Origin of the sequence: Parafannyhessea umbonata, from assembly GCF_012844235.1 — a bacterium.
In the GTDB taxonomy this organism is placed as follows: Bacteria; Actinomycetota; Coriobacteriia; order Coriobacteriales; family Atopobiaceae; genus Parafannyhessea.
The window spans coordinates 72,155-96,036 of sequence record NZ_JABAGR010000006.1; the positions used below are offsets into that span (position 1 = coordinate 72,155).

General features: G+C 67.3%; 16 protein-coding genes and 1 tRNA gene. 11 read left to right on the forward strand and 6 right to left on the reverse strand.

Going from position 1 to position 23,882, the window contains the following annotated elements:
• The first annotated feature begins 162 nt into the window (after nt 1-162).
• From HF885_RS07065 to HF885_RS07090, 6 genes are all read left to right on the forward strand, one after another.
• Nucleotides 163-591: a hypothetical protein gene (locus tag HF885_RS07065; RefSeq protein WP_206109840.1), complete on the forward strand. Its 429-nt coding sequence runs from the start codon at nt 163-165 to the stop codon at nt 589-591.
• Nucleotides 592-727: 136 nt separating this feature from the next.
• Nucleotides 728-1,657, forward strand: coding sequence for a DMT family transporter (locus HF885_RS07070; RefSeq protein ID WP_170104243.1), 930 nt, complete (start codon nt 728-730; stop codon nt 1,655-1,657).
• Entirely contained in the window at nt 1,657-2,613 is a 957-nt protein-coding gene (locus HF885_RS07075; RefSeq protein WP_170104244.1) for a DMT family transporter, read from the forward strand. Before HF885_RS07070 ends, HF885_RS07075 begins: the two co-directional genes overlap by 1 nt.
• A gap of 202 nt (nt 2,614-2,815) precedes the next feature.
• Nucleotides 2,816-6,067, forward strand: coding sequence for a DEAD/DEAH box helicase (locus HF885_RS07080; RefSeq protein ID WP_170104245.1), 3,252 nt, complete (start codon nt 2,816-2,818; stop codon nt 6,065-6,067).
• A gap of 98 nt (nt 6,068-6,165) precedes the next feature.
• Nucleotides 6,166-6,888: a DUF554 domain-containing protein gene (locus tag HF885_RS07085; RefSeq protein WP_170104246.1), complete on the forward strand. Its 723-nt coding sequence runs from the start codon at nt 6,166-6,168 to the stop codon at nt 6,886-6,888.
• A 366-nt stretch (nt 6,889-7,254) separates the two neighbouring features.
• Complete coding sequence (locus HF885_RS07090) at nt 7,255-7,641, forward strand: VOC family protein (protein ID WP_170104247.1); 387 nt, start codon at nt 7,255-7,257, stop codon at nt 7,639-7,641.
• A gap of 309 nt (nt 7,642-7,950) precedes the next feature.
• Here HF885_RS07090 and HF885_RS07095 read toward each other — a convergent pair whose 3' ends face one another.
• Together HF885_RS07095 and HF885_RS07100 are read right to left on the reverse strand one after the other, a co-directional pair.
• Entirely contained in the window at nt 7,951-8,799 is an 849-nt protein-coding gene (locus tag HF885_RS07095; RefSeq protein WP_235927354.1) for an ABC transporter substrate-binding protein, read from the reverse strand.
• A gap of 86 nt (nt 8,800-8,885) precedes the next feature.
• The gene (locus tag HF885_RS07100; RefSeq protein ID WP_235927355.1) at nt 8,886-9,785 is read right to left on the reverse strand and encodes an ABC transporter substrate-binding protein; all 900 of its coding nucleotides are present in this window, start codon (nt 9,783-9,785) and stop codon (nt 8,886-8,888) included.
• A gap of 391 nt (nt 9,786-10,176) precedes the next feature.
• Between HF885_RS07100 and HF885_RS07105 the strand changes: the two genes are divergently transcribed.
• Together HF885_RS07105 and HF885_RS07110 are read left to right on the forward strand one after the other, a co-directional pair.
• Nucleotides 10,177-10,902: a TetR/AcrR family transcriptional regulator gene (locus HF885_RS07105; RefSeq protein WP_235927356.1), complete on the forward strand. Its 726-nt coding sequence runs from the start codon at nt 10,177-10,179 to the stop codon at nt 10,900-10,902.
• Entirely contained in the window at nt 10,895-15,688 is a 4,794-nt protein-coding gene (locus HF885_RS07110; RefSeq protein ID WP_170104249.1) for a 2-hydroxyacyl-CoA dehydratase, read from the forward strand. The genes HF885_RS07105 and HF885_RS07110 overlap by 8 nt, the downstream gene beginning before the upstream one ends.
• Nucleotides 15,689-15,930: 242 nt before the next feature.
• Here the strand turns inward: HF885_RS07110 and HF885_RS07115 are convergent, their stop codons facing one another.
• Complete coding sequence (locus tag HF885_RS07115; RefSeq protein WP_170104250.1) at nt 15,931-16,878, reverse strand: hypothetical protein; 948 nt, start codon at nt 16,876-16,878, stop codon at nt 15,931-15,933.
• A 256-nt stretch (nt 16,879-17,134) separates the two neighbouring features.
• On the opposite strand from HF885_RS07115, the gene pepT reads away from it, so the two are divergent.
• On the forward strand, nt 17,135-18,394 hold the full coding sequence (pepT, locus tag HF885_RS07120; RefSeq protein ID WP_170104251.1) for a peptidase T: 1,260 nt from the start codon (nt 17,135-17,137) through the stop codon (nt 18,392-18,394).
• Between the two features lie 213 nt (nt 18,395-18,607).
• On the forward strand, nt 18,608-19,171 hold the full coding sequence (locus HF885_RS07125) for a hypothetical protein (RefSeq protein WP_170104252.1): 564 nt from the start codon (nt 18,608-18,610) through the stop codon (nt 19,169-19,171).
• Here HF885_RS07125 and HF885_RS07130 read toward each other — a convergent pair.
• The 3 genes from HF885_RS07130 to HF885_RS07140 form a co-directional block, all read right to left on the reverse strand.
• Nucleotides 19,168-19,800, reverse strand: coding sequence for a glycerol-3-phosphate acyltransferase (locus HF885_RS07130; protein ID WP_170104253.1), 633 nt, complete (start codon nt 19,798-19,800; stop codon nt 19,168-19,170). The genes HF885_RS07125 and HF885_RS07130 overlap by 4 nt on opposite strands.
• 100 nt (nt 19,801-19,900) lie before the next feature.
• On the reverse strand, nt 19,901-22,048 hold the full coding sequence (locus tag HF885_RS07135) for a HelD family protein (protein WP_170104254.1): 2,148 nt from the start codon (nt 22,046-22,048) through the stop codon (nt 19,901-19,903).
• A 52-nt stretch (nt 22,049-22,100) separates the two neighbouring features.
• On the reverse strand, nt 22,101-23,201 hold the full coding sequence (locus HF885_RS07140) for an ABC transporter substrate-binding protein (protein ID WP_235927357.1): 1,101 nt from the start codon (nt 23,199-23,201) through the stop codon (nt 22,101-22,103).
• 307 nt (nt 23,202-23,508) lie between these two features.
• Between HF885_RS07140 and HF885_RS07145 the strand changes: the two genes are divergently transcribed.
• Nucleotides 23,509-23,585 (forward strand) — tRNA-Met (locus HF885_RS07145).
• The last annotated feature ends 297 nt before the right edge of the window (nt 23,586-23,882 follow it).

The window sequence follows — 23,882 nt, forward strand, 5'->3', positions numbered from 1 at the left end:
ACTTGACGCGGAAGCGTGGTCATTTGGTGTCGCGATTGATGGCTGTCGTACCGGGCGGGGGAGGGCGCAAGCACGCGCGGCACCTATAATCATTCGCACGCACGAGAAGTGCGGCGCCCTTGGTTTGGGTGCTCATCGTGGGCATGGAGGCTGCGGATGACGATGGGCTACGAAATCGGGCTGGGTCGGCTTGTCAGGCTAAACGCATCCCTCGCGTTGGCGTATCAGAAGCCGGTCTTCGCCGACGACTACGTGCTCTGCGGGCTGCTGGACCAGTTCTCGCGCGCGTTCGACTCCGCGTGCGCGACCATGCGGTGCGTCTTGGCGGACGGTTGGGGCGTCGACGACTTCCCGGAGGGGACCACGCGCGAGCTCCTTTCCAAGGCGCTCTACAACGGGCTGATTACGGACGAGAAGAGCTGGCTTTCCATGCTGCGGCTCAGGAGCGAGCTTCCACAGATACATGTTGCCACTCTGGACAATCCGAGCGTGTCCGCGGTCGCCGCGCGCGACATCCTGGAGCGCTACATTCCCGCGCTCGCGGCGTTCGAGCGGGACATGCGCGAGGTCGTGGCCGGGCTTCCGAAGTAGGCCCCACGCCAGGCGGCGTCGGGCTGTATGCGGGATTGTGCGTGTCCGAGGGCCGTCGCGCGCCCGTGTGCCGCGACCCCGCGTGGCACGTCCTTCTCGCCCGGGGCGCCGCCGCCCATGCCATATAATCGGTGGGATGAACACTCCCCGGAACATACCAAGCTGGGCGTACGCCGTGGCCGTGGTGCTGACCACCGTGGCGTACGGCGCGTCGTACGTGGTCATCAAGGACGCGATGGAGGCCGTGGCCACGTCGTGGCTGCTTGCCATGCGCTTTGGGCTGGCGGCCCTTGTGCTGGGCGTGGCGTTCTGGCGGCGCATCGCGCGGACCATCGATTTGAGCCACGTGCTGGCCGGCGTGGTGGTGGGCCTGCCGGAGGCGCTGGGGTTTCTGCTGCAGAACCTGGGACTCACGCAGACCTCGCCCGGGCGCAACGCGTTCCTCACGGCCACGTACTGCGTGATGGTGCCGTTTCTGGCGTGGGCGGTCGAGCGCCGTCGGCCGGGCGCAAACAACGTGGTAGCGGCGCTCATGTGCCTGACCGGGGTGGGGCTGCTGTCGCTCACGGGGCGGCAGAGCCTGAGCCTGGGCGCGGGCGACTGGCTCACGCTCCTCTCCGCGCTGATGTACGCGAGCAACATGGTGGCCGTAGGGCGCCTGGGCCGCGCGCACGACGCCGTGTGCCTGACGTTCGTCATGCTTGCGACGTGCTCGCTCGTGTGCCTGGGGTGGGCGGTCGCGCTTGAGCCGGCGCCCGCGGCATCCGCGTTCACGGCGGAGTTCGCCGCAGAGCTGGCGTACATAACCATTGCGACCACCGTCGTGGGGCTGCTCGTGCAGAACGTCGCGCAGCGGCACCTGCCGTCGTCCCAGGTGGCGCTCCTGCTCTCGTTCGAGAGCGTGTTCGCGGCGGTGTTCTCCGTCGCGTTCTACGGCGAGAAGATCACGCCCTCCCTGCTTGCGGGGTTCGCCCTCATCTTCTGGGCGGTCCTGGTGAGCCAGTTTGCGCCCGACCGCCGGCAGGCGGACGAGCTGAGGGCCGAGGCCAGAAGGGGGAGGCTGTAGTGTCGAGGGAAGCGTTGCGCGCGGGCGCGGGCGCGGGAACGGGTGCCGCGGGCGCGCGCCGCGAGCCGCCGGCGTGGGCGTTCGAGCTGGGGCTGCTGCTTGCGGCCGTCATCTGGGGAGGCGCGTTCGTGGTCCTGAAGGACACGCTGGACGCCATGACCCCCATCTGGATCATCGCGGTGCGCTTCTGCCTGGCGACGCTGGTGATGGTTGCCATCTTCCACCGCCGCCTCGCGCGCTACCTGGACGCGAGCCACGTGCTGGCGGGCGTGGCGATCGGCCTTCCGGAGGCCGTCGCGTTCATCATCCAGAACGTGGGCCTTTCGGGCACCACGCCCGGCAGGAACGCGTTTCTTACGGCGACGTACTGCGTGATGGTGCCGTTTCTTAACTGGGCGTTCCTGCGCAGGCGGCCCGGCGCAAACAGCGTGGTCGCGGCGCTCTTGTGCCTTACGGGCGTGGGGTTTCTGGCGCTTTCCGGCGAGCGCGGCTTTGGCCTGGGGTTTGGTGACGTGGTCACGCTCGTTTCGTCCCTGTTCTTCGCGCTCAACATCGTGGCCGTGGGCCGCTTTGGGCGCGCGCACGACGCCATGGTCATCACGACGGTGATGTTTGCGCTTTCGGCCGTGCTGTGCACCGCCGTGGCGCTGGTGGCAGAGCCCGTGCCCAACTTCGCCGCGCTGACGCCGCGGTTCTGGGGGTGCATGGCCTACGTGGTGCTGGGCTCCACGGTGACGGCGCTGCTGCTGCAGAACGTTGGACAGCGCCACGTGCCGCCGGCGCAGGCCGCGCTCTTGCTCTCGCTCGAGAGCGTGTTCGCGGTGCTGTTCTCCATCGTGTTCTACGGCGAGAAGGTCACGCCCCCTCTGATGGCGGGCTTCGTCCTCATCTTCGTGGCGATCACCGTGAGCCAGTTTGGGCTGGGACCGCTCGTCCGCGCGAAGGCGCGCGGCTGACGGGGCCGTTGGAGAAACACGCCTCCGCCGCGCCCGAAACGCGCTACGCTAAAAAGATACGCGAGGCGCCAGTTTTCGCAATTGCGGGAACGAATGGCCTACGATATGGCACCAACAACGGGAACACGTTCTTCTCGCCCGCGGGGTCGCCATGTGGCGCAGGCGTGGCGTCGCGCAGGAAAGAGGGGCAGGAGGTCGTCGCTTGATATCCGAGAAGTCGCTGTCCAAGGTCTGCAGGCCGGCGGTGCTGGGGCGCGGGCGCATCATAGCGCAGCGCAGCGACCGCATATGGAACCGCTCCTGCAGCTACAGCGGCTCGCGCATCAGCATCGAGGCGTGCGTCGACAGCTCGAGCGGCTACGAGGACCACTACCGCTGTGGCATCACCATTGACGAGGCCGCGGACGAGGTGGTGGACTACCACTGCACCTGTCCGGCGGCGCGGCGCTATCCGGGGCCGTGCAAGCACAGCATCGCGCTGGCGCTGGACTTCAACCGCAACGCGGGCGCGTACAAGGGCCACAGCCCGCAGGGCCAGACGGGCACCTCGCGCGTGCTGGGCGACTACCTGGACCGCGCGTGCGCGCCGGCCCCGGTGCGCGTGGCCTCCGCGGCGGACGCGGCGCCCGGGACCGTGGGCCTCAAGGTGACGCTCGAGCACGAGTACGACTGGTACCTGCGCCTGAGGATAGCGGGGCCGCGCGGCTCGTATGTGGTGCGCGACGTGGGCGAGCTTGCGCAGGACATCATGGCGGGCGCGTTTCACGAGTATGGCAAGAAGCTCGCGTTCGTGCACTCGCTCGACATGTTCGACGCACAGTCGCGCCCCGTGGCGGAGCTTCTGGTGCGCGCCGTGCAGAACAGGCGCTCGTTCGCGTCTTCGCGCGTGTCGCCGCGCGTGTATGGCATGCCGGGGCTGCAGACGCCCATCGGCCGTGAGCTGCGGCTCTCGCCTCCGGAGCTGGACGAGCTCATAGCGCTGCACGTTGGCCGTACGATCGAGGTCGAGGTGGCGACGGAGGGCGTGCAGCAGCCGGCGCGCGACGTGACCGTCGCGGACGGCGACCCCCAGGTGGGCCTGCGGCTTAAGGAGGCGCGCTATGGCGCGTTCGACCTGGAGCGCGAGGGCGAGGCGGAGTTCTTCACGACGCCTGGCCACCTGTACGCGCTGACGCGCGACGCGCTCTTCCGCTGCTCCAAGCGGCTGCTGGACGTGGCGCCGTTCCTTACGAGCGTGTATTCGAGCCACGCGCCCCGGGTGCTTCTGGGCGAGCGCGACGTGCCGCGCTTTGCGGCCGCGGTGCTGCCCCGCGTGGGCGAGGCCATGCGCGTGGACGCGCCGCAGGAGGTGCTGGACCAGATGCCGCAGCCCCTCACGCTGGACTTCTACCTGGACCACGCGCGCGCGGGCGTGACGTGCCGCGCGGAGGCCAGCTACGGCGCCCGCCGGCTCTCCGTGCTCACGCGCGACCCCGACGCCGTGCCGGATTACGCGCGCGACGCCGCGGGGGAGGCCCGGGCGCGCCAGCTGGTGCAGCAGTACTTCAGGCTGCCGGCCGCGGGCGGCACGGTGGCGACCATAGGCGAGAAGGACACCCCTGCCATCGCGAGGCTGCTTTTGGACGGCATGGCCCGCCTTCGCGAGGCGGGCACCGTCCACGTGACGGACGCGTTCGACCGGATGCTGCGCCGCGAGGCGCCAAGGGTGCAGGTGGGGCTCTCCGTGCGGTCGAACCTCATCAACCTGAGGGTCTCCGCGGACGACCTGCCGCTGGACGAGCTGTTTGGCCTGCTTGCCAGCTACCGCCGCCACCAGCGCTTCCACCGGCTGCGCGACGGATCGTTCGTGGACCTTGCCGGAGCGGACCTTTCGCAGGCGGCCGCCCTCGCGGAGGAGCTTGGCCTGACCGCGCGCGACCTTGCGGCCGGCGAGGTGAGCATTCCCAGCTACAAGGCGTTCCTGCTCGACAACATCATGACGGACGAGCAGAAGGACGAGTCGTTCCGCGCGTACGTGGACGGATTTCGCTCCGTGGACCCCAAGCGCTTCGAGCCGCCCGCCGCGATCGCGGGCCAGCTGCGCCCGTACCAGCGCGCCGGCTTCCAGTGGCTCAGCGCGCTTGCGGCCATGGGCTTTGGCGGCATCCTCGCGGACGAGATGGGCCTGGGCAAGTCCGTGCAGATGATATCCTTCCTGCTGGCAAACCGCGGCAGGGGCACGAGCCTCGTGGTGTGCCCGTCCTCCCTGGTCTACAACTGGGTGGCGGAGTTCCAGAAGTTCGCGCCCCAGATGGACGTGGCGCCCGTGGTGGGCACGGCGCCGGAGCGCGCCCGCATCCGCCGCGAGCGCGGCCACGAGGTGCTCATAACCAGCTACGACCTGCTGCGCCGCGACATAGAGGGCTACGCCCCCACGGAGTTCTGGTGCGAGGTCCTGGACGAGGCGCAGTACATAAAGAACCACGAAACGCTCTCTGCCCGCGCGGTGAAGGCCGTCACGGCGCGGCACCGCTTCGCGCTCACGGGCACGCCCATCGAGAACCGCCTGTCCGAGCTCTGGAGCATATTCGACTACCTCATGCCGGGGCTCCTGGGCGGCTACGACCGCTTTCGCGAGAGGTACGAGGACCCCATCCTTGCGGGCGACGCGGACTGCGCCAACAGGCTGCGCGCGGCCATAGGCCCGTTCGTGCTGCGCCGCCTGAAGCGCGACGTGCTGAGCGACCTGCCCGACAAGCTGGAGCAGGTGGTGTACGCGCAGCTCGAGGGCGAGCAGCGTCAGCTGTACAACGCGCACGAGCAGGCGCTGCGCCTCTCGCTCACGTCCCAGACCGACCAGGAATTCACCCGCGGCAAGCTGCAGGTGCTCGCGGAGCTCATGCGCCTGCGCCAGCTGTGCTGCGACCCCCGCCTGGTGTACGAGGACTACGACGGCCCCTCGGCCAAGCTCGACACGATCTTCTCGCTCGTGGAGCGCGTGGTGGACGCCCAGGCCAAGGTCCTGGTGTTCTCGCAGTTCACGAGCTACCTGGACCTCATTGCGCAGCGGCTGGACGCGCACGGCGTCGCCCACTACATGCTCACGGGCGCCACGCCCAAGAAGCGCCGCCTGCAGCTGGTGGATTCGTTCAACCAGGACGACACGCCCGTGTTCCTGATTTCGCTCAAGGCTGGCGGCACCGGCCTCAACCTCACGGGCGCCTCCGTGGTGGTGCACGCGGACCCGTGGTGGAACGCCGCCGCGCAGAACCAGGCCACGGACCGCGCCCACCGCATTGGCCAGACGCGCGAGGTCACGGTGTACAAGGTCATCGCCCGCGACACCGTGGAGGACAGGATCCTGGCGCTGCAGGAGGCCAAGAGCGAGCTCGCCAACCAGGTGGTGGGCGAGGGCGGCGGCACGTCGCTCTCGAGCCTGCGCAAGGAGGACCTGGTGGACCTGCTGGGGAGGTAGCGCCGCAAAAGGCGCCTTGCGGCCGCGCTTGGTGTACCATTCACAGCTACATGTCGTTTTCGCAGGAAATCCGCCCTGCGCAACTGGGGGAGAAGAACGTGGTACTTTTTGGTGCGCTCATGAACGGCCTCGAGGCTTTCGTGGGCGGTGTGCTCGGCCTGCTGTTCAAGCGTCACGTTTCGGACGACCTGGGCGACTTCCTCCTTAAGGGCCAGGGCCTGTGCGTGGTGCTCGTGGCCGTGCAGGGCATGGTCGCAAAGGGCGGCTCAATCGCGGTGGTCACCATGGCCGTGGCCCTGGGCTCGGTCGTGGGCTACGCCATCGACCTGGACGGGTGGGTGCGCCGCCTGGGCGACTGGGCCCAGGCCAGGCTGGACAGGCTGTTTGGCGGCAGCGAGCGTCTGGGCAGCTTCAGCGAGGGCTTCGTCGCGTCCACCCTGTTCTGCTGCACCGGCGCCATGGCGATACTGGGGTCCATATCCGCCGGCATCCAGCTGGACCCATCCACCCTCATCGCGAAGGGCGTGATCGACCTTGTGGTGTGTCTGCCGCTCGCGGCCACCATGGGCATAGGCGTGCCGTTCTGCGGCGTGAGCCTCGTGGTGTACGAGGGCGTCCTGAGCGTGCTCGCAAGCCTCGTGGGCCCGCTCCTGAGCCATGCCGTCATCCTGCAGATGGGCGTCACCGGCTCCGTGCTGCTGCTTGCCGTCGGCACAAACCTCATGGGAGTCACCAACATCAAGGTCGCAAACATCCTGCCGGCGGCGTTCCTGCCCATCGCCCTCGTGCCGCTCGCGGGCGTGGTGGCCTCTGTCCTGTAGCCCCGCCGCGCAAGTCTCCGGCGCAGAGCGAACGCCGCCGCGCAGGAAGGACGACGTCCCTCGGGAGCGAACGTCCCCCCATGCGGGAACGAGCGTCCCTATGCGCCGTCCCAATGACACGAACCCAATAGCAATTGTCAAGAAGGCATGTTCTTTTCTTCCATACCCCATGTTGCGGGGGGTGCGACGAGCCTGCTGGCTCGTCGCACCCCTTGGCATATATCTTGTAGGTAACAAGAGACGGAGCCCAGGGTAAGGCCGCACTGTTTGCATACAATGGGCGAAGAGCCCTTCCATGCTCTGCAGACGAGAGTCTGACTGGTTGTAAGGGTTGGGAATGCGAGCGACTGAAAAGGGGAGCTGAAGATGGCAGACCAGAGCAAGAGCGAGGACCCGCGCGAGCTGTTTGGCATGTATCTTGCACACGTGGGCATCAACGCAGAGACCGACGAGGACGTCGAAAAGATCGTGGGCGACTTCGAACGCCTGATGGGGCTCGCGCGCATGGAGATCGCGCCGGCATCCCTTTTTGCGAGCGACTACATCGAGGTCATGAGGCCTGGACGCGGCCGTGGGGCGAAGGGCCACATCGGATTCCACGTGGATGACATCGCCGCGGCGGAGAAGTGGTTTGAGGCACGCGGCTTCAAGATCAACGAGTCCTCGCGCGTGCTGAAGGACGGCAAGACGTTCCTGGTGTACTTCCAGGAGGAGATCGCGGGGTTCGCCATCCACCTGACCGTCCAGAAGTAGCACGAGACGTATGGGGACGGCGACCAAGACAGCTTGCGTTGGCATGGCCGTCCGCATAGGATGTCGAAATGGCAATGGCGCGCGTGCGCGGGCTGCGAGACGCAACGAGAGGGGCGCCGCATCCAGTGGATGCGGCGCCCCTTCTTGCACGGAGTGCGTTGGAGTGGGAGGGTGCGTTCTTCTCGGCTGCGTTATGGTGCGTTGGTGTCACGGATTCAATAGCCTAACACATGGAACGAATCGCGGTCGAGCGAGTGACAGTGTTGCATCCGCGCAGGTAGATGGCTTGACAGGATGGTCGGGCTGGCTCTAGATCGTAGTGCCGAACCACTTCTTCTGGAGCGAGTCCATGGTGCCGTCGCTCTTGAGCTCCTTCAGAGCCTTGTTGATGGCCTTGGTGAGGCCGGGGTTCTTCTTGCTGACGACGATGCCGTACTGCTCGCCGGTCGGGATCTCGCCGCCCTCGGGAATCTGGAGGTCGCTGTAGGCCTGCTTGATCTCGTAGCTGGTGACGGGGAGGTCGGCGACGCACGCGTTGTAAAGGCCCGTCTGGACGCCGGTCATGGCCTGGATGATATCGTCCAGGGGTACGACGGTGGCCTTAGGCAGGTTCTCTTGCGCCCAGGACTCGCCGGTGGTGCCGGACTGGACCGCGATCTGCATGCCCTTGGCGTTGAGCTGGTCCTGCGTGGTGGCCGCGGAGCCCTTCTTCACGACGATGGACTGGTTGGAATCCAGGTACGGGGTGGAGAAGTCGATCTCCTTCTTGCGGTCGTCCGTGATGGTGATGGCGCCGATGGAGACGTCGGCCTTGCCGCCCTGCTTGATGGTGGGGACGATGGTGTCGAACTGGACGGAGGGAAGAATCCGCGGCTTGAGCTTGAGCTTCTTGCAAACCGCCTTGTAGACGTCCACGTCGAAGCCCTCGAAGTCGCCGGTCTTCTCGTTCATGGAGACGAAGGGCGGGAAGTAGAAGTTGGAGATCATGGTGAGCTTGCCGGACTTGACGAGGGTGTAGCCGGAGCCGGACTTCGCGGACGAGGCCGAGCCGGCCGAGCCGGAGCCGCAGGCTGCAAGCGAGCCGGAGAGGGCGATGCCCGCGGCGCCGAGGCCGCAGAGCTGGACGAAGTCGCGACGAGACATGGTGTTGAACTTCATGCTCATTTCCTTTCTGCAGGTAAGACGGTCCTTGGCGCGGCGTGCGCGCCTGGGAGCGGCTAAGAGCTCGATGCGTTGGGGGGTGGCTACAGCGTGGTGCCGAACCACTTCTTCTGGAGCGTGGACATGGTGCCGTCGTCCTTGAGCGCCTTGATGGCGGCGTCGAGGTCCTTGCGCAGCTTGACGTTCTGCTTGCTGACAACGATGCCATACTGCTCGCCCGTGGCGATCTGGAGATCGACCTGGAGGTCGGTGTAGGACTTGGTGCACAGGTACGACGCGACGGGAAGGTCGAGCACCGCGGCGTTGTACAGGCCGGACTGGACGCCGGTCATGGCCTGGATGGCATCGTCCAGGGGTACGCAGGTGGCCTTGGGGAGGTTCTCCTTCACCCACGACTCGCCGGTGGTGCCGGACTGGACCGCGACCTGCTTGTCCTTGGAGTTGAGCGCGTCCTCGCTCACCTTGCCGTCCGCCTTGCGGTTGACGATGCCCTGGTTGGAGTTGAGGTACGGCTTGGTGAAGTCGATCTCCTTCTTGCGCTCGTCCGTGATGGTGAACGCGGAGACGCCGACGTCGGCCTTTCCGCCCTGCTTGATGAGGGGGATGATGGTGTCGAACTTGGTGGCGGGCAGCCACTCCATGGTGAGGCCGAGCTTCTTGGCGATGGCGTCCATCATGTCGATCTCGAAGCCCTCCGGCTTGGTGCCACCGTCGGGGATGGACTCGAGCGGGGGATAGGACATGTCCGACACGCCGATGAGGGTGCCCTTCTTGACGAGGATGTACTCCTTCGTGCCCTTTGAGGACGCGCTCGATGCGGATCCGGAGGAATCAGATCCGGACTTGGAACCTCCGCCACAGCCCGCGAGCAGGCCGACGGCGCCCATGCCGGCGATCCCGAGTCCACAGAGGTTGACGAACTGGCGCCTGGACATGCCGTGGCTTGTGGCGGTTTCTGTGACGTTCTGGACCTTGTTCTGCATGATTGCTCCGTCCCTATTTGCTTACGCGGCGATCGTCTTTGTTGCCACGCTGGTAGCGCCCGGGGGTTGCTCCGTGCGTTGCACGAGAGTATCGACTCTTACGAATCAAAAGGCTTCTGAAACGGCGCATTAGTAACAGGACGGTTATATACGATGCCTTAAATTTCACAAAACAAGGTAACTATTGCACGTGGATTTCAAATAAATGCATGCATAGAAAACGAATCCGTTATTCGCCGTTTACGCAGGGGCGACGGATGGGCGCAGCGTCGCGGCGCGCGAACTGTGCCAGTTGCGTGATTGACGCGGGGCGTGAGGTGGTTCTTCTCAGATTGTGCAATAATACACAAGCTGTGAAATATTGCGCACGTTGAGCAAGAATGTGAGGCACATGGGCAAGACGATCATGCACGGTGCCGCGACGGGCAGGAGGACGCCCTCCGCCACGGTGGACCGCAGGTCGGCGCGGACGCGACGGGCGCTGCGCGACGCGCTTGCGGCGGAGATCCAGGCGACGGGCGACCTGTCGCAGGTGACCGTGACCGCCGTGACCGAGCGGGCGGACGTGACGAGGAGGACGTTCTACTCTCACTTTCGCGACATCCAGGACCTGGTGAACCAGACCGAGGAGGAGACGATCGCCGACCTGCGCGAGCTGGTGGCAGACATATCGCGCGTGGACCTGGAGCGCCTGGAGCACGCCATCGCGGACATGGAGCCGTGCCCCGGCTCCGTCGAGCTGCTGCAGTACTTCAAGGACCGCGGCCTGTACCTGGGGGCACTCTTGGGCAAGGGCGGCGACCCCGCGTTTGCGCAGCGCATCAAGGACATGGTGCGCAGCGTCGTGACGGACCGCGCGCTGGACGGTCTGGACGCCCGCGCCATGGGGTCGTTCTTCGACTACTACCTGACCTTCGCGGTCAGCGCAGAGGTGGGCGTCCTTGTGGATTGGCTCACCGGCGGCATGCGCGAGAGCGTGGGTGTGATGGCGCGCCTGATGACGGCGCTTATGTTCGTGCGTCCCGGCGACCTGTACGGCCGCCCCATCGACTTTGACGTTCCGAAGTTCGCGATAGGCCTTGGCCTGTTGAACCTTAAGGAGAGTAACGATGACTAACACCGCAGATTCGAACGTCCGCCAGGCGGAGTCCAGGCAGGCCGTTGAGCTGAAGCAGGTAGACGCCGAGCTGAGCCCGAAGAACCCCATCGACCTTTCGCATGCGCACCTGCGCCTGGGCATCGACGTGGGCTCGACCACGGTGAAGCTCGCTGTGATCGACGACAACGACAACCTGATCTACGCGAACTACGAGCGCCACCACACCGACGTGAAGGCGACTGCGAAGCAGGTGTTCCAGAAGGCGGAGCGCGCTCTGGGCAACGTGCCCATGCGCGTCTCCATCACCGGATCCGGCGGCATGCTGCTGGCGCAGTGGCTGGGCGTGGAGTTTGTGCAGGAGGTCATCGCCTCGAAGCACGCCGTGGAGGCGCTGATTCCGCAGACGGACTGCGCCATCGAGCTTGGCGGCGAGGATGCGAAGATCATCTACTTCGACAACGGCATCGAGCAGCGTATGAACGGCACGTGCGCCGGCGGCACCGGCGCGTTCATCGACCAGATGGCATCCCTCATGGAGACGGACGCCACGGGCCTGAACGAGCTGGCGAAGGGCGCGACGCACATCTACCCCATCGCGAGCCGCTGCGGCGTGTTCGCGAAGTCCGACGTGCAGCCGCTCCTGAACGAGGGCGCCGCGCGCGAGGACGTCGCGGCCTCCATCTTCCAGGCCGTCGCGAACCAGACCGTATCCGGCCTGGCGTGCGGACACCCCATACGTGGGTATGTGGCGTTTCTCGGCGGACCCCTGCAGTACCTTTCCGAGCTGCGCAAGCGCTTCTATAAGACGCTGAAGCTGGACGAGGAGCACCGCATCGTGCCGAAGAACGCCCACCTCTTTGTGGCGACGGGCGCGGCGCTGGCCGGCGAGAGCGACAAGTACGTGACGTTCGAGAAGGTCATCAGCGACCTTGAGAACCTGGGCGACACGCAGGGCACCGAGGTCGCGCGTCTGGACCCGCTGTTTGCGACCGAGGACGACTACCGCGAGTTCAAGGAGCGCCACGACAGGCAGGTGGTGCAGAAGGGCAGCCTGAAGGACTACCACGGCCGCGTGTTCATTGGCCTGGACGCCGGCTCCACCACGATGAAGGCCGCCGTGGTGGGCGAGGACGGCGAGCTGCTGTACACGTGGTACGACAACAACAACGGCGACGTGCTGGGCACCGCCCGCAAGATCATGGACGACATCTACGACCACCTGAACGACGACTGCGTGGTTGGCCACGTGACGACGACGGGCTACGGCGAGGGCATCCTGATCGAGGCGCTGGGCGCAGACTCCGGCGAGATCGAGACCGTGGCGCACCTGCGCGGCGCGAAGGCGTTTGTGCCCGACGTGAACTTCATCCTGGACATTGGCGGCCAGGACATGAAGTGCCTGCAGGTTCGTGGAGGCATCATCGAGCACATCAGCCTGAACGAGGCATGCTCCTCTGGCTGCGGCAGCTTCATCGCGAACTTCGCGGACTCCATGGGCATGACCGTGCAGGAGTTTGCCGCCGCGGCCGTGAGGGGCGAGCACCCCGTGGACCTGGGCAGCCGCTGCACCGTGTTCATGAACTCGCGCGTGAAGCAGGCGCAGAAGGAGGGTGCGACCATTGGCGACGTCGCGGCCGGGCTTTCCTACTCCGTCATCAAGAACGCGCTCTTCAAGGTCATCAAGCTGCGCGACTACGACGAGATCGGCAAGTACGTGGTGGTGCAGGGCGGCACGTTCATGAGCGACGCGACGCTGCGCGCGTTCGAGCTGCTCACGGGTCGCGAGGTGATCAGGCCGGACATCGCCGGTACGATGGGCGCGTACGGAGCGGCACTTCTCGCACGCGACCGCGCCGGCGCGGCGGGGACCTCCGGGCTGCTTTCGCGCGAGGAGATCGACAACCTGAAGGTGAAGCACACGAACGCGCACTGCGGGCGCTGCTCGAACAACTGCCTGCTGACCATCAACAGCTTTGGCAACGGCCGCCGCTTCATCACGGGCAACCGCTGCGAGAAGGGCTCCGGCAAGCCCAGGAGCGAGCAGTCCAAGGCGCCGAACCTCTTTGAGTCCAAGAACCGCCTGCTGTTTGACCGCGAGAGCCTGCCGGCCGACGAGGCGCCGCGCGGCACCGTTGGCATCCCGCGCGCGCTGAACATGTACGAGAACTACCCGTTCTGGCACACGTTCTTCACGAAGCTGGGCTTCAGCGTGGTGCTGAGTGACAAGACGACGCGCAAGACGTACGAGGCCGGCACGGAGTCCATGCCGTCCGAGTCCGTGTGCTACCCCGCGAAGCTTTCTCACGGGCACATCATGAACCTTCTGGAGAAGAGGCCGGACTTCATCTGGATGCCGTGCATCCGCTGGGAGCGCCAGGAGGACGACACCGCGACGAACCACTACAACTGCCCGATCGTGATGAGCTACCCGCAGGCGCTGGGACTGAACGTGGACGAGCTTTCCGCGCCCGACGTGGAGTACCTGGACCCGTTCATCCCGTACGACGACAAGAGCGAGCTGAAGCGCAGGCTGTACGAGATTCTGCAGGTGGAGCGCAAGGAGGACGCCGCGGCGGGCAAGGGCCGCTTCACGGGCCCGGACCTGACGCGCGCCGAGGTGGACGCCGCCGTGAACGCCGCCTGGGAGGAGGACCTCGCGTTCAAGGACGCGATGCACCGCAAGGGCGACGAGACCCTGAAGTGGATAGAGGACAACGACGCCCACGGCATCGTGCTGGCCGGCCGCCCGTACCACAACGACGGCGAGATCAACCACGCCATCCCCGAGATGCTGCACGGCTTTGGCTTCGCGGTGCTGACGGAGGACTCCGTGGCGCACAAGATGTCGCCGGAGCGCCCCATACGCGTGGTTGACCAGTGGATGTACCACAGCCGCCTGTACCGTGCCGCGCGCTTCGTGGCCACCCGCAACGACCTTGACATGATCCAGCTGCAGAGCTTTGGCTGCGGCCTGGACGCGCTCACGACCGACGAGGTGCAGGAGATCCTGGAGGCGTCCGGCAAGATCTACACCGTGCTGAAGATCGACGAGGTGTCCAACCTGGGCGCCGCGCGCATCCGCGTGCGCTCGCTCATGGCGGCGCTGAAGGAGGAGCGCGCCGAGCTGGAGCGCAAGACCGCGGCGGGCACGGCCATCGAGGAGGCGCCGGTGGGCGTCCACATGGCGGACGGCTCGCTTGAGCAGGCGCGCCAGACGGACCTGAGCCGCCGCACGCCCGTGTACCGCAAGGCCCAGAGCGCCGCGTTCAAGAAGGTGCGCTACACCAAGGACATGCAGGCCGAGGGCTACACCATCCTCGCCCCGCAGATGAGCCCCATCCACTTCGAGATCGTGGAGCAGCTGCTGCGCTCCGCCGGCTACAACCTGGTGCTGCTGCCGTCCGTCGACCACAAGGCCGTGGATACGGGCCTGAAGTACGTTAACAACGACATCTGCTACCCGTCCATCCTGGTTACGGGCCAGATCATGGAGGCCGTGCTGTCTGGCAAGTACGACCTGAGCCGCACGGCGGTGCTCATAAGCCAGACCGGCGGCGGCTGCCGCGCCACCAACTACATCGCGCTCATCCGCAAGGCGCTGAAGGACTCCGGCCACGCGGACATCCCCGTCATCTCGCTCTCGGTTGCGGGCGGCCTGGACGAGGACAACCCGGGATGGAACATCCTGAAGCCGGGCCTGCTGAAGCGCGCGGTGTACGCCCTTCTCTACGGCGACCTGCTGATGAAGTGCCTGTACCGCACCCGGCCGTACGAGGCCGAGAAGGGCGCGGCGGACCGCGAGTACGAGTTCTTCATGAGCCGCGTGAAGGCCGAGATCGGCGGCATGGGGCGTCGCGAGTTCTACCGCCTGTGCGAGGACACCATCCGCTCGTTCGACCGGCTGCCGCTGGTGAACGACCGCAGCAAGCCGCGCGTGGGCGTGGTGGGCGAGATCCTGGTGAAGTTCCACCCGACGGCGAACAACCAGGTGGTGAAGGTGATCGAGAACGAGGGCTGCGAGGCGGACGTGCCCGGCCTCGTGGACTTCTTCCTGTTTGGCGTCTCGAACCAGGTGAACATGAACCGCGAGCTTGGTACGAAGGCCGTGAGCCGCGTCACGCACAAGGGGGCTATCGACTTTCTGGAGGGCATGCGCAAGCCCATCAACAAGATGCTGGAGGCGTCCGAGCGCTTCGAGCCGTACGGCGGCATCTTCGACCTTGCGGCGAAGGCGTCCGAGGTCCTCTCGCTCTGCAACACGATGGGCGAGGGCTGGCTGCTGACTGCCGAGATGTGCGACCTCATCGAGAACGGCACGCCGAACATCATCGTGTGCTCGCCGTTTGCGTGCCTGCCGAACCACGTGGTGGGCAAGTCCGTAATCAAGCGCCTGCGCCAGATGCACCACGAGAGCAACATCGTGGCGGTTGACTACGACCCCGGCGCGTCCGAGGTGAACCAGCTGAACCGCATCAAGCTGATGATCAGCGTGGCGAAGGAGAACTTCAAGCAGGCCCAGGCTGCCGGTGACCCCGACGCGAGGTTCACGCTGAGAAACGACGACGACCCCACGAACCGCGTCATCCCGAACTTCGAGGAGTACGGCCACCTGCGCCGCAAGGGCGAGCTGGAGGACCACATCGTGAACGAGGGCGCGCCCGTGAGCGGTGGCTACGCGGCCTACGGCACCATGGTGGACGAGGACGGCGGCGTGACCGTGGGCAGGGGAGAAGGACGCATCCACCTGACCCGCGAGCAGCTGGACGCCATCGAGGACGCGAAGCGCCGCGCCGGCGTGAGGTAGCGACGCCGGGTAGCGCCGGGTGGCGCCGCGAGCTCCTCGCGAGTTCCTCAGACGGCGTCGCCCGCGCCTCAAGCGACGCCACCTGAGATTTTCCATTCTTTGCCATTTGGCTATATCTACCTGCGGGTACGCAAGAACGTGCGTAAAGTGAGCCCTCCTCAAGCGACGTCGCTTGAGGAGGGCTCTGTGGTGCGGGGGGGATGATGCACGCCGCGCGGGGCGCACACGCGGGGACCGGGCGCTCAGTCCTCCGCCGGGGCGCCGTCCCGTCCGGGGCGGATGCCGGGGAAGAGCCAGACGGCGCTGGCCACCCACACGGCCGCGCCGACCGCGGCCTCCACGAAGTACAGCCACGGTCCCGGCCACGGGGCCAGAAGCGCCAGCAGGACGAGCGCGCCCGCGGGCGGCATCCACACGCGCATGCGGTCCCACACAAGGACGAGCGCCGCGTACGCAAGGGCCGCCGCGACCCAGGCGGGGACGGCGAGCGCCTCGACGGCGTTTCTGGCGACGCAGCCGATGGCGGCCGCGAGCGCGAGCGTGCACCACGTGCGGCGCGGGCGAAGGCGCAGCGTCATGTCGGGGCGCGTGAGCTCCGTGTACGCCACCAGGAGCGGCGGCACGGCCAGAAACGCGTTGCCGGTGGCGAAGGCCGGGCACGCCAGGATGCAGAACACCAGGAAGCGGCGTCCCCAGCCAAGGAGGGTCTGGCGCATGGGGAGGCGGAAGGGACGGAAGTCGATCTTCTCGCGCAGGCCAAGGCGCTCGAGAGCCACCTGGCCCGCGCAGACCAGGCTCACGAGAACCGCGACCGCGACGGGGTACGCCCACTCCCTTGTGCCAAGGACCATGGGCAGGATCGCCGCGGAGAGCACGGGCGTCATGTCCGCGCCGACCACGTTCATGAGGGTCGCGCAGAACAGGAAGCCAAGGGGCGCGCGCAGCCACAGCGGCCACGGCAGGAGCAGGTTCACGGCCGTGCCGAACACGGCGCCGGCGCACATGAGCGCGAGCATGCGGGGGCGGTCGACGTTCCAGGCCTGGCGCGGCTGGATCCACGCGCCGCAGAGGATGGCGGCGGTCTCGGGGAAGAGGACCTCCGGGCATCGGAGCGCGCCCGCGGCGGCGACCATCGCCACCACGAATGCGCCTGCGAGCAGGATGGGCAGCCAGCGTCGGCGAAGTGACATGTGGGAGGTCTCCTTGCGGGTGTCGTGCGCCCGCGTGGCGGCGGGCACGTGCGTTTGCGGTGCGTGCGGCGGCCGACGGGGCCCGTGACCTGCGCACGGTCCCTAAGCGTAGCACTTTGGGGGTGCGTGGCCACGGATGGGCGGGAATGATGCGCGCCGCGTGGGGGTACCATACAAGGGTCAACACGCAACGCCGCCCGGCGCCCGCGCCCCCGCGACTCGCGGCCGCGCCGCCGGCACAACCAGAGGAGACCCCATGGCATACCAGCCCAAGCAGTCCGACGTGCTCGAGCGCTTCATGCGCTACGTGCAGGTGGACTCGCAGTCCAACCCCGACAACGAGGCCGAGACGCCCTCGACCCCCGCGCAGCACGACATGGCAAGGCTTTTGGGAGAAGAGCTTTCCGCCCTGGGCTGCGAGGACGTGCGCGTGGACGAGCACGCGTACGTGACCGCGAGCCTGCAGGCCTCCGCCGGCGCCGAGGACCTGCCCGCGCTGGGGCTGTGCGCCCACATCGACACCTCGTTCGACGCGCCCGCGTCAGGCGTGAGGCCGCACGTGGTGCACTACGAGGGAGGCGACCTGGTGCACGGCGTCGTGGACGGCAAGCCCGTCGTCACCACGACGGCCCAGGTCCCGGACCTGGCGGGCTTCGCGGGCCAGGACATCGTCGTGAGCGACGGAAGCACGCTCCTCTCGGCGGACGACAAGGCCGGCGTCGCGGAGATCTGCGCGCTGGTGGCGCGCCTTGCGGCCCACCCGGAGCTGCCGCACCCCACGCTGAAGGTCGCGTTCGTGCCGGACGAGGAGATCGGCCACGGCGCGCGCCTGCTTGACCTGGAGCGCTTTGGCGCGAAGTGGTGCTACACCGTGGACGGCGAGGCGCTGGGCGAGTTCAACTACGAGTGCTTCAGCGCGGCGGAGGCCACCGTGCGCGTGCGCGGCGTGATGGTGCACCCGGGCAGCGCGAAGGACATCATGGTGAACGCCATCACCGTGGCGAGCGAGTTTCAGCAGATGGTGCCCGCGGCGGAGCGCCCGGAGCACACGGAGGGGCGCGAGGGCTTCTATCACCCGATCGACGTGCGGGGCACCGCGAGCGAGGTGGAGCTGGGCTACATCATCCGCGACTTCGACGCGGACTCCTTCGCGCGCAGGCAGCAGGTGCTGCGTGACATCGCGTCGTTCTTGAACGGCCGCTACGGCGAGGGCACCGTCACCGTGGAGATTCGCCAGCAGTACCGCAACATGGCGGAGCGCTTTGGCGACTGCCCGTTCCTGATTGACCACGCGCTCGAGGCGAACCGCGAGGTGGGTCTCGACCCCAAGGTGGTCGCGGTGCGCGGCGGAACCGACGGTGCGGAGCTCAGCTTCCGCGGGCTGCCGTGCCCCAACATCGCGACGGGTGGCTACTCGTGCCACTCCGTGCGCGAGTTCGTGCCCGTGCGCAGCTTGGAGCTGACGGTGGACCTGCTGGAGCGCCTGGTGGCGAAGTTCGCCGTGCCCCAGGCGTAGCGCGCGATGCCGTCCGCGGCGCCGTTTGTGCCGCTGGGGCGGCGCCCGTGCCGCAGGCGATGCCATGCGGCCCGCATGCCAGAGCGTGGCGCGCGGGCCGACGTGGTGCGTCTATCCTTGTAGGGGGTCGATATACGGAACAAGAGGAAGCGCAATGGGAATGAAGGGCATACGATGGCGGGTGCGCCGCCGGGGTGCGGGGGGCGAGGCCGCATGAGCTGGCTGACCCTGTGCCTTGTGATGGTCGCGCTGCCCATAGTCGCCCTGGTGTACCAGCGCGTGGCCGATACCGGCATGGCGGAGCGGCACCACCGCCACCACGACACGTACGTGGTCCCCGTCATGCTGACGCGGACGCTGTCCGTCGTGATGCTGTTCATGGCGGTGCTGGGCGCGGCGCTCACGTGGCTGTGCTCGCTCGGCGCGTTCACGGCCAGCCCGCTGGTGGTGCTCTCGTTCTTCCTCTCGTTCGTGGCGACCACGTTCTGCCTGTGGTACGTGATGCGCCACTACAGCGTGGTCACGTATCGCGACTACATGGTGATCACGCCGTTCGTGGGTCGCAAGCGCACCATACGCTACCGCGACATCGAGCGCATGGAGTGGACGCGCTCCATCATAGGCAGCCGCCAGAACGTGCGCGTCTACGTGCGCGGCCAGAAGCGCGGCTCCACCATCTGGGGCACGCTCGACGCGCAGCAGATCCTCATGGGCGTCAACCGCTTCGACGTGCTGGCCGCCTCGCCCGGGACGGACCGGCCTGACGCCGGTCGCTAGCGGCGCCCGCGGCGCAGCTTCTTCCAGAACCTGACTGATATGCTCGCGCGCGGCTGGGTGCCGTGGGCGACGGCCGTAAGCGCGCTCCAGTGCGCCCACAGCATGAGAGCGGCCAGCACCAGCGCATACGCGGCGTACGCGCTGGCGGGGCCATACGCCACGCAGCACGCCAGCAGGAACGCGAGCGTGATGGCCTCGGCGCCCACGCACAGGTAGCCGCTGGCCAGCACCACCACGAGGCCCGCCACGGCCGAGGCGATCCCCAGCGCCGGTGCGGCCAGAATGATGCCTGCGCACGTGGTGGTCACGCCCTTTCCGCCGCGGAAGCGGTGCCACGCGGGAAAGTTGTGCCCGAGGGTGGCGCCGGTGGTGGCGGCAAGGCCGCACACGGCCGCGTCCGCGGGAAAGAGCGTCCGGGCCACCAGCCATGCGGCAAGCGTCTTGGCGATGTCCCCGGCCAGCACGAGCGCGGCTGCCTTCGTGCCCAGCTCGTGGCCCACGTTTGCCATGCCGGGGTTGCCAACGCCCACCTGGAACACGGATTTCCCCGCCAGGCGCCGGCACACCACGTCCGCCGTCAGAAAGCAGCCAAACGCATAGCCTATCAAGAGCGAGAAGAACTGGTCCATGGTGCCCTACTCCTTACGTTGGGTGACGGTGTTGCGCGGCCGTGTGGCAGGGCGTCCGCGTGGCCCGGTCGGTCCGGCGCGCCCGTGCGGCCCGGGAGGCCTAGCCCGCGTCCGCCTGGCGGGCGGCCTCTGCCAGAAGCGGCGACAGCGTGCCCTGCGACACCAGGTCCACCCGGTGCATCGCGCGCGAGACCGCCGTGTACAGGCGGCGGCGGGCAAGCGGCGTGTCGGGGTATACGTCCGCCTGGGCGTCCGGCACGATCACGTGGTCAAACTCCAGGCCCTTCGCAAGCGCCAGGTCCATCAGCACCACGCCGTCCTTCGGCAGCTCCTCCGTGCCCCTCATCGTCACCAGGGCTGGGCACTTCTCGCCCAAGCGCTTGGAAAGCCATGCCACGCGGCGCCGGTCCGCAGCCACCACGGCCGCAAGGCCCTCCTCCGCGGCGGCGGCGTTCACGATCTGCGCCAGGGCGTCCAGGTACGCGTCCGGGTCCTGCTGGCCGTCTGTCACCTGCGTGAAGCCGGGCGCCACGCCCTCGCGCTGCACGGAGGTGAGCTGCACGCGCTCGTCCGCGTCCATCAGGCTCGCAAACAGGCGCGTGATCTCTGGGCTGGAGCGGTAGCTCGTCAGCAGCTGGCACTCCTCCACGCTGCCGTGGGTTGACTCGAAGATCTGCCGAATCTGCTCAAACGTGGCCGTGCCCTCGTGGATGGCCTGGTTGCGATCGCCCAGCAGCAGGAAGTGCGCGCGGCCAAAGTAGCGCGCAAGCACCATGAGCTGCGTCTGCGTGTAGTCCTGCACCTCGTCGATCATCACGTAGCGCGCATCGTCCGCGCCGTGGCCGGTCACCAGCATCCGCAGGAACAGCCACTCCGCCGCGCTCATGTTGGTCTTGCCCAGCATGCGGCAGCCCAGGCGGTCCAGGCGCAGCCACGCAAGGTTCTCTATGTCGTCGTGCGCCGCGGCAAAGCGGCCCGCCAGTAGGCGCTTGGCGTACGCCAGGACCTCGTCGTCGTTTGCGGGCGCGATGACCTCGCCAAACACCTCCACCTGCTCGTCCACGTCCATGGCGAGCATCTGCTCCTGCAGCTCCTCGTCGTGGGCCATGCTCGCGATGCGGCGGTCAAGCCGGTCGTGCAGCTCGTCCTTCACCAGGGCCACCATACGCGGTCCCAGGCCAAAGCGCTCAAACTTGCGCACCGCGCTCGCCACCGACCCCGCGCGCAGCAGCACGGTGTCGCCCACGCGTATGTCGCGCAGGTCCGCCTCGTCAAGCGTCGCGCCCTCAAGTCCGCGCTCCAGACGCGCAAGTGACTCCGGGCTGTCGTCCGCGCCGGTCGCGCGGTCGGCCAGGCCCCGCCGCGCCAGGAAGTCGCGCCAGGTGAACGTCTGCGGATTGGACTCGCCCAGGGTGGGGAGCACGGTGTCTATGTACTTCTCGAACACGTTGTTTGGCGTGAAGAGGTACACCTGGTCCGGCCGCAGCGTCTGGCGCTCGCGATAGAACAGGAACGCGATGCGCTGCAGCAGCACGGACGTCTTGCCCGATCCGGCGATGCCGTCCACCAGGAGCACCGGCACGTCGTCGTGGCGCACCACGCGGTTCTGCTCGCGCTGGATGGTCGCCGTGATGGCCTGCAGCTTCTGCGAGTGGTGGCGCCTGAGCGCGCCCAGGAGCAGCGAGTCCTCGATCGCGACCGTCGTGTCGAAGTACGCGTTCAGGCGGTCGCGCGTGATGTCAAACTGCCGACGCAGCTCGAGGTTCACCGTGCGCACGCGGCCGTCCACCGTATACGAGGTGGGGCCCATCTCCTGGTTGTAGTACGTCTCGGCCACGGGGTTGCGCCAGTCCACGATGAGCGGCATGCGCCTCTTGTCCGTCATGCCGGCCGTGCCAATGTACACGTCGCGCGCGGGCCTGCCGGGGCGCATCTGCAGGCGCACCTTCGCAAAGTACGGCTGTCCCAGCAGCATGATGCAGCGGCCCAGCTTCTCGACCGTGAAGTCGTGCTGCTGGTTGTACGTGTCGATCACGGAGTTCAGCGTCTCGATCGCGGCGAGCGTCTCCATGGTCTCGTCCGCGCCGCCAAAGTCGATGCGCACCTCGTCCGAGAGGTCCTTCAGGTCCTTCGCGGCCTGCTTGTGCTTGACCTCGATCTCTTCCGTCAGGATGTCGCGCATCTCTTCCAGCTGCGCGTATATCTGTGTCAGGTGCTCCTGCTCTTGCGAGAAGATCTTGTCTTCCATCGTGCTCCCTGCTCTTGGGCGCGCCCCTGTGCGCGCCGTCAGTCTTGTGCGCCTACGCGCGCTCCAGCGACGCCGTGTCCAGCGCGGACGCGTCGATCCCCAGCGCGCGGGCCGTCTCCTGGTTCACCAGGACGCTTGGCGCGCCGTCCGGGCTCCATACCGCCATGTCTGCGGTGGGCTGGGACGTCGCGGCATCCCGCTTGCGGCGCCGCGCCTCGCGCTGCAGGCGCGCAAGCACGCGCGCCGCCATGTTGCCCGCGGCCTTGCCCAGCTCTAGGTAGTCGATGCCCACGGTCGCAAGGCCGCCGGCCTCCACCATGCCGGCCTCGCCGCACACAAGCGGCAGCCTGGCGGCCCTTGCCTGCGCGGCCACCCTGCCCATGGACGCGGCCACGGTGTTGTCCGTCGGGACGTAGCACGCGTCCACCTTGCCGGCCATGGAGCGCACGGCCGCCTCGAGTTCGCCTGCGCCCGCCACGCGGTATCGCGTGGTCGCAAGCCCGCGGACCGTGGCGGCGTCTTCCGCCATGGAAGTCTGCACCTCCGAGTTGCTCTCCTGCGAGCAGTACAGGATTCCCACGCGCCCGGCGCCGGGCACCAGCTGATGCAGCAGGTCAAACTGCCGCTCCACCGGCGTCAGGTCCGCGGCGCCCGTCACGTTGCCGCCGGGCCTCTTGGCATCGTCCAGAAGCCCGGCCGCGGCCAGGTCAGTCACGGCGGCCGCCACGATGGGCACGTTGGACGTTGCGCCCACGGCCGCCTGCGCTGCCGGCGTACCCAGAGCCAGAATCAGGTCGTGTTCGCCGCCAGCAAATCCCGCGGCCATGCCCTGGCATGCAAGGAAGTCGTTTTGCGCAACCTGCACGTCCAGGTGATACCTCACGCAGGCCGCGTCCAGCGCCTGGGCAAAGCCCCTGCGCGTGCGCCGGAGCGCCGCGTGGTCCGCGATCTCAAGTACGCCAATGCGAAAGTCGCCGCGCCGCCGGCGCGCGTCCGCCTTCGAGGCGTCCGTCGCCTTCGCGTCCGCGCCAGCGTCACTTCCACAGCCGCAGAGCCCCAGCGTTGCCGCGCCAAGCGCGACTCCGCCGAGAAGTGCCACGGCCTCGCGCCGCGTCACGCTCCCTGGTGCCATCCGCCTCGTGCCATCCGTCATGCAAGACCTCCATACCCGCGGCACCTGGTGTGCCCGGACGCCGAACCCATGTGCCTCCCGGCGGGGGAGGGCGCTGTTTTTCTCGCCCATTATCGCACGCGGCGGCACATGGCGCTCGCACCGATTGGACGCGGCCGCCCCGCCTGCGCCAAACGTCGCGGCGCCGCGTCTTCCGTGAGTCTCCCGGGCCATCACCCACGCTGTGCATCGCAATTGTGGAGGAGTCTTCACAATTGAAAGGTTTCCTTTGACAGAAGGGGTATGGGTCCCTATATTTATTTCTTGCGCACAGGTTGCGCCCAGACATTGCGGGGTGGAGCAGTCTGGTAGCTCGCCGGGCTCATAACCCGGAGGTCGTTGGTTCAAATCCAGCCCCCGCGACCAAAATTGATGTCCCGATCAGCAGAGTTGCTGGTCGGGGCTTTTCGTTTGTGGGTCCATCCTATGTTGGACAACATGACTATCCCATCTGCAAGTGGGAGGCTGCGGGGCTTGACAAGCCCTCCGTCGCCAGGCTCGATCGCATCGCCGAAATCCCGCGGATGCTTGGGTAACGCGGGTCTCATTGGGCGTCTTGCGGAAGTCGACGCCGAGGCCACCAAGGTAATCCTCTTATAAAATCGCTAGATGGCCATTGCGTCTTGAGACATGGAGACTGTTTTGCAAGAATCGAAGGCAAAG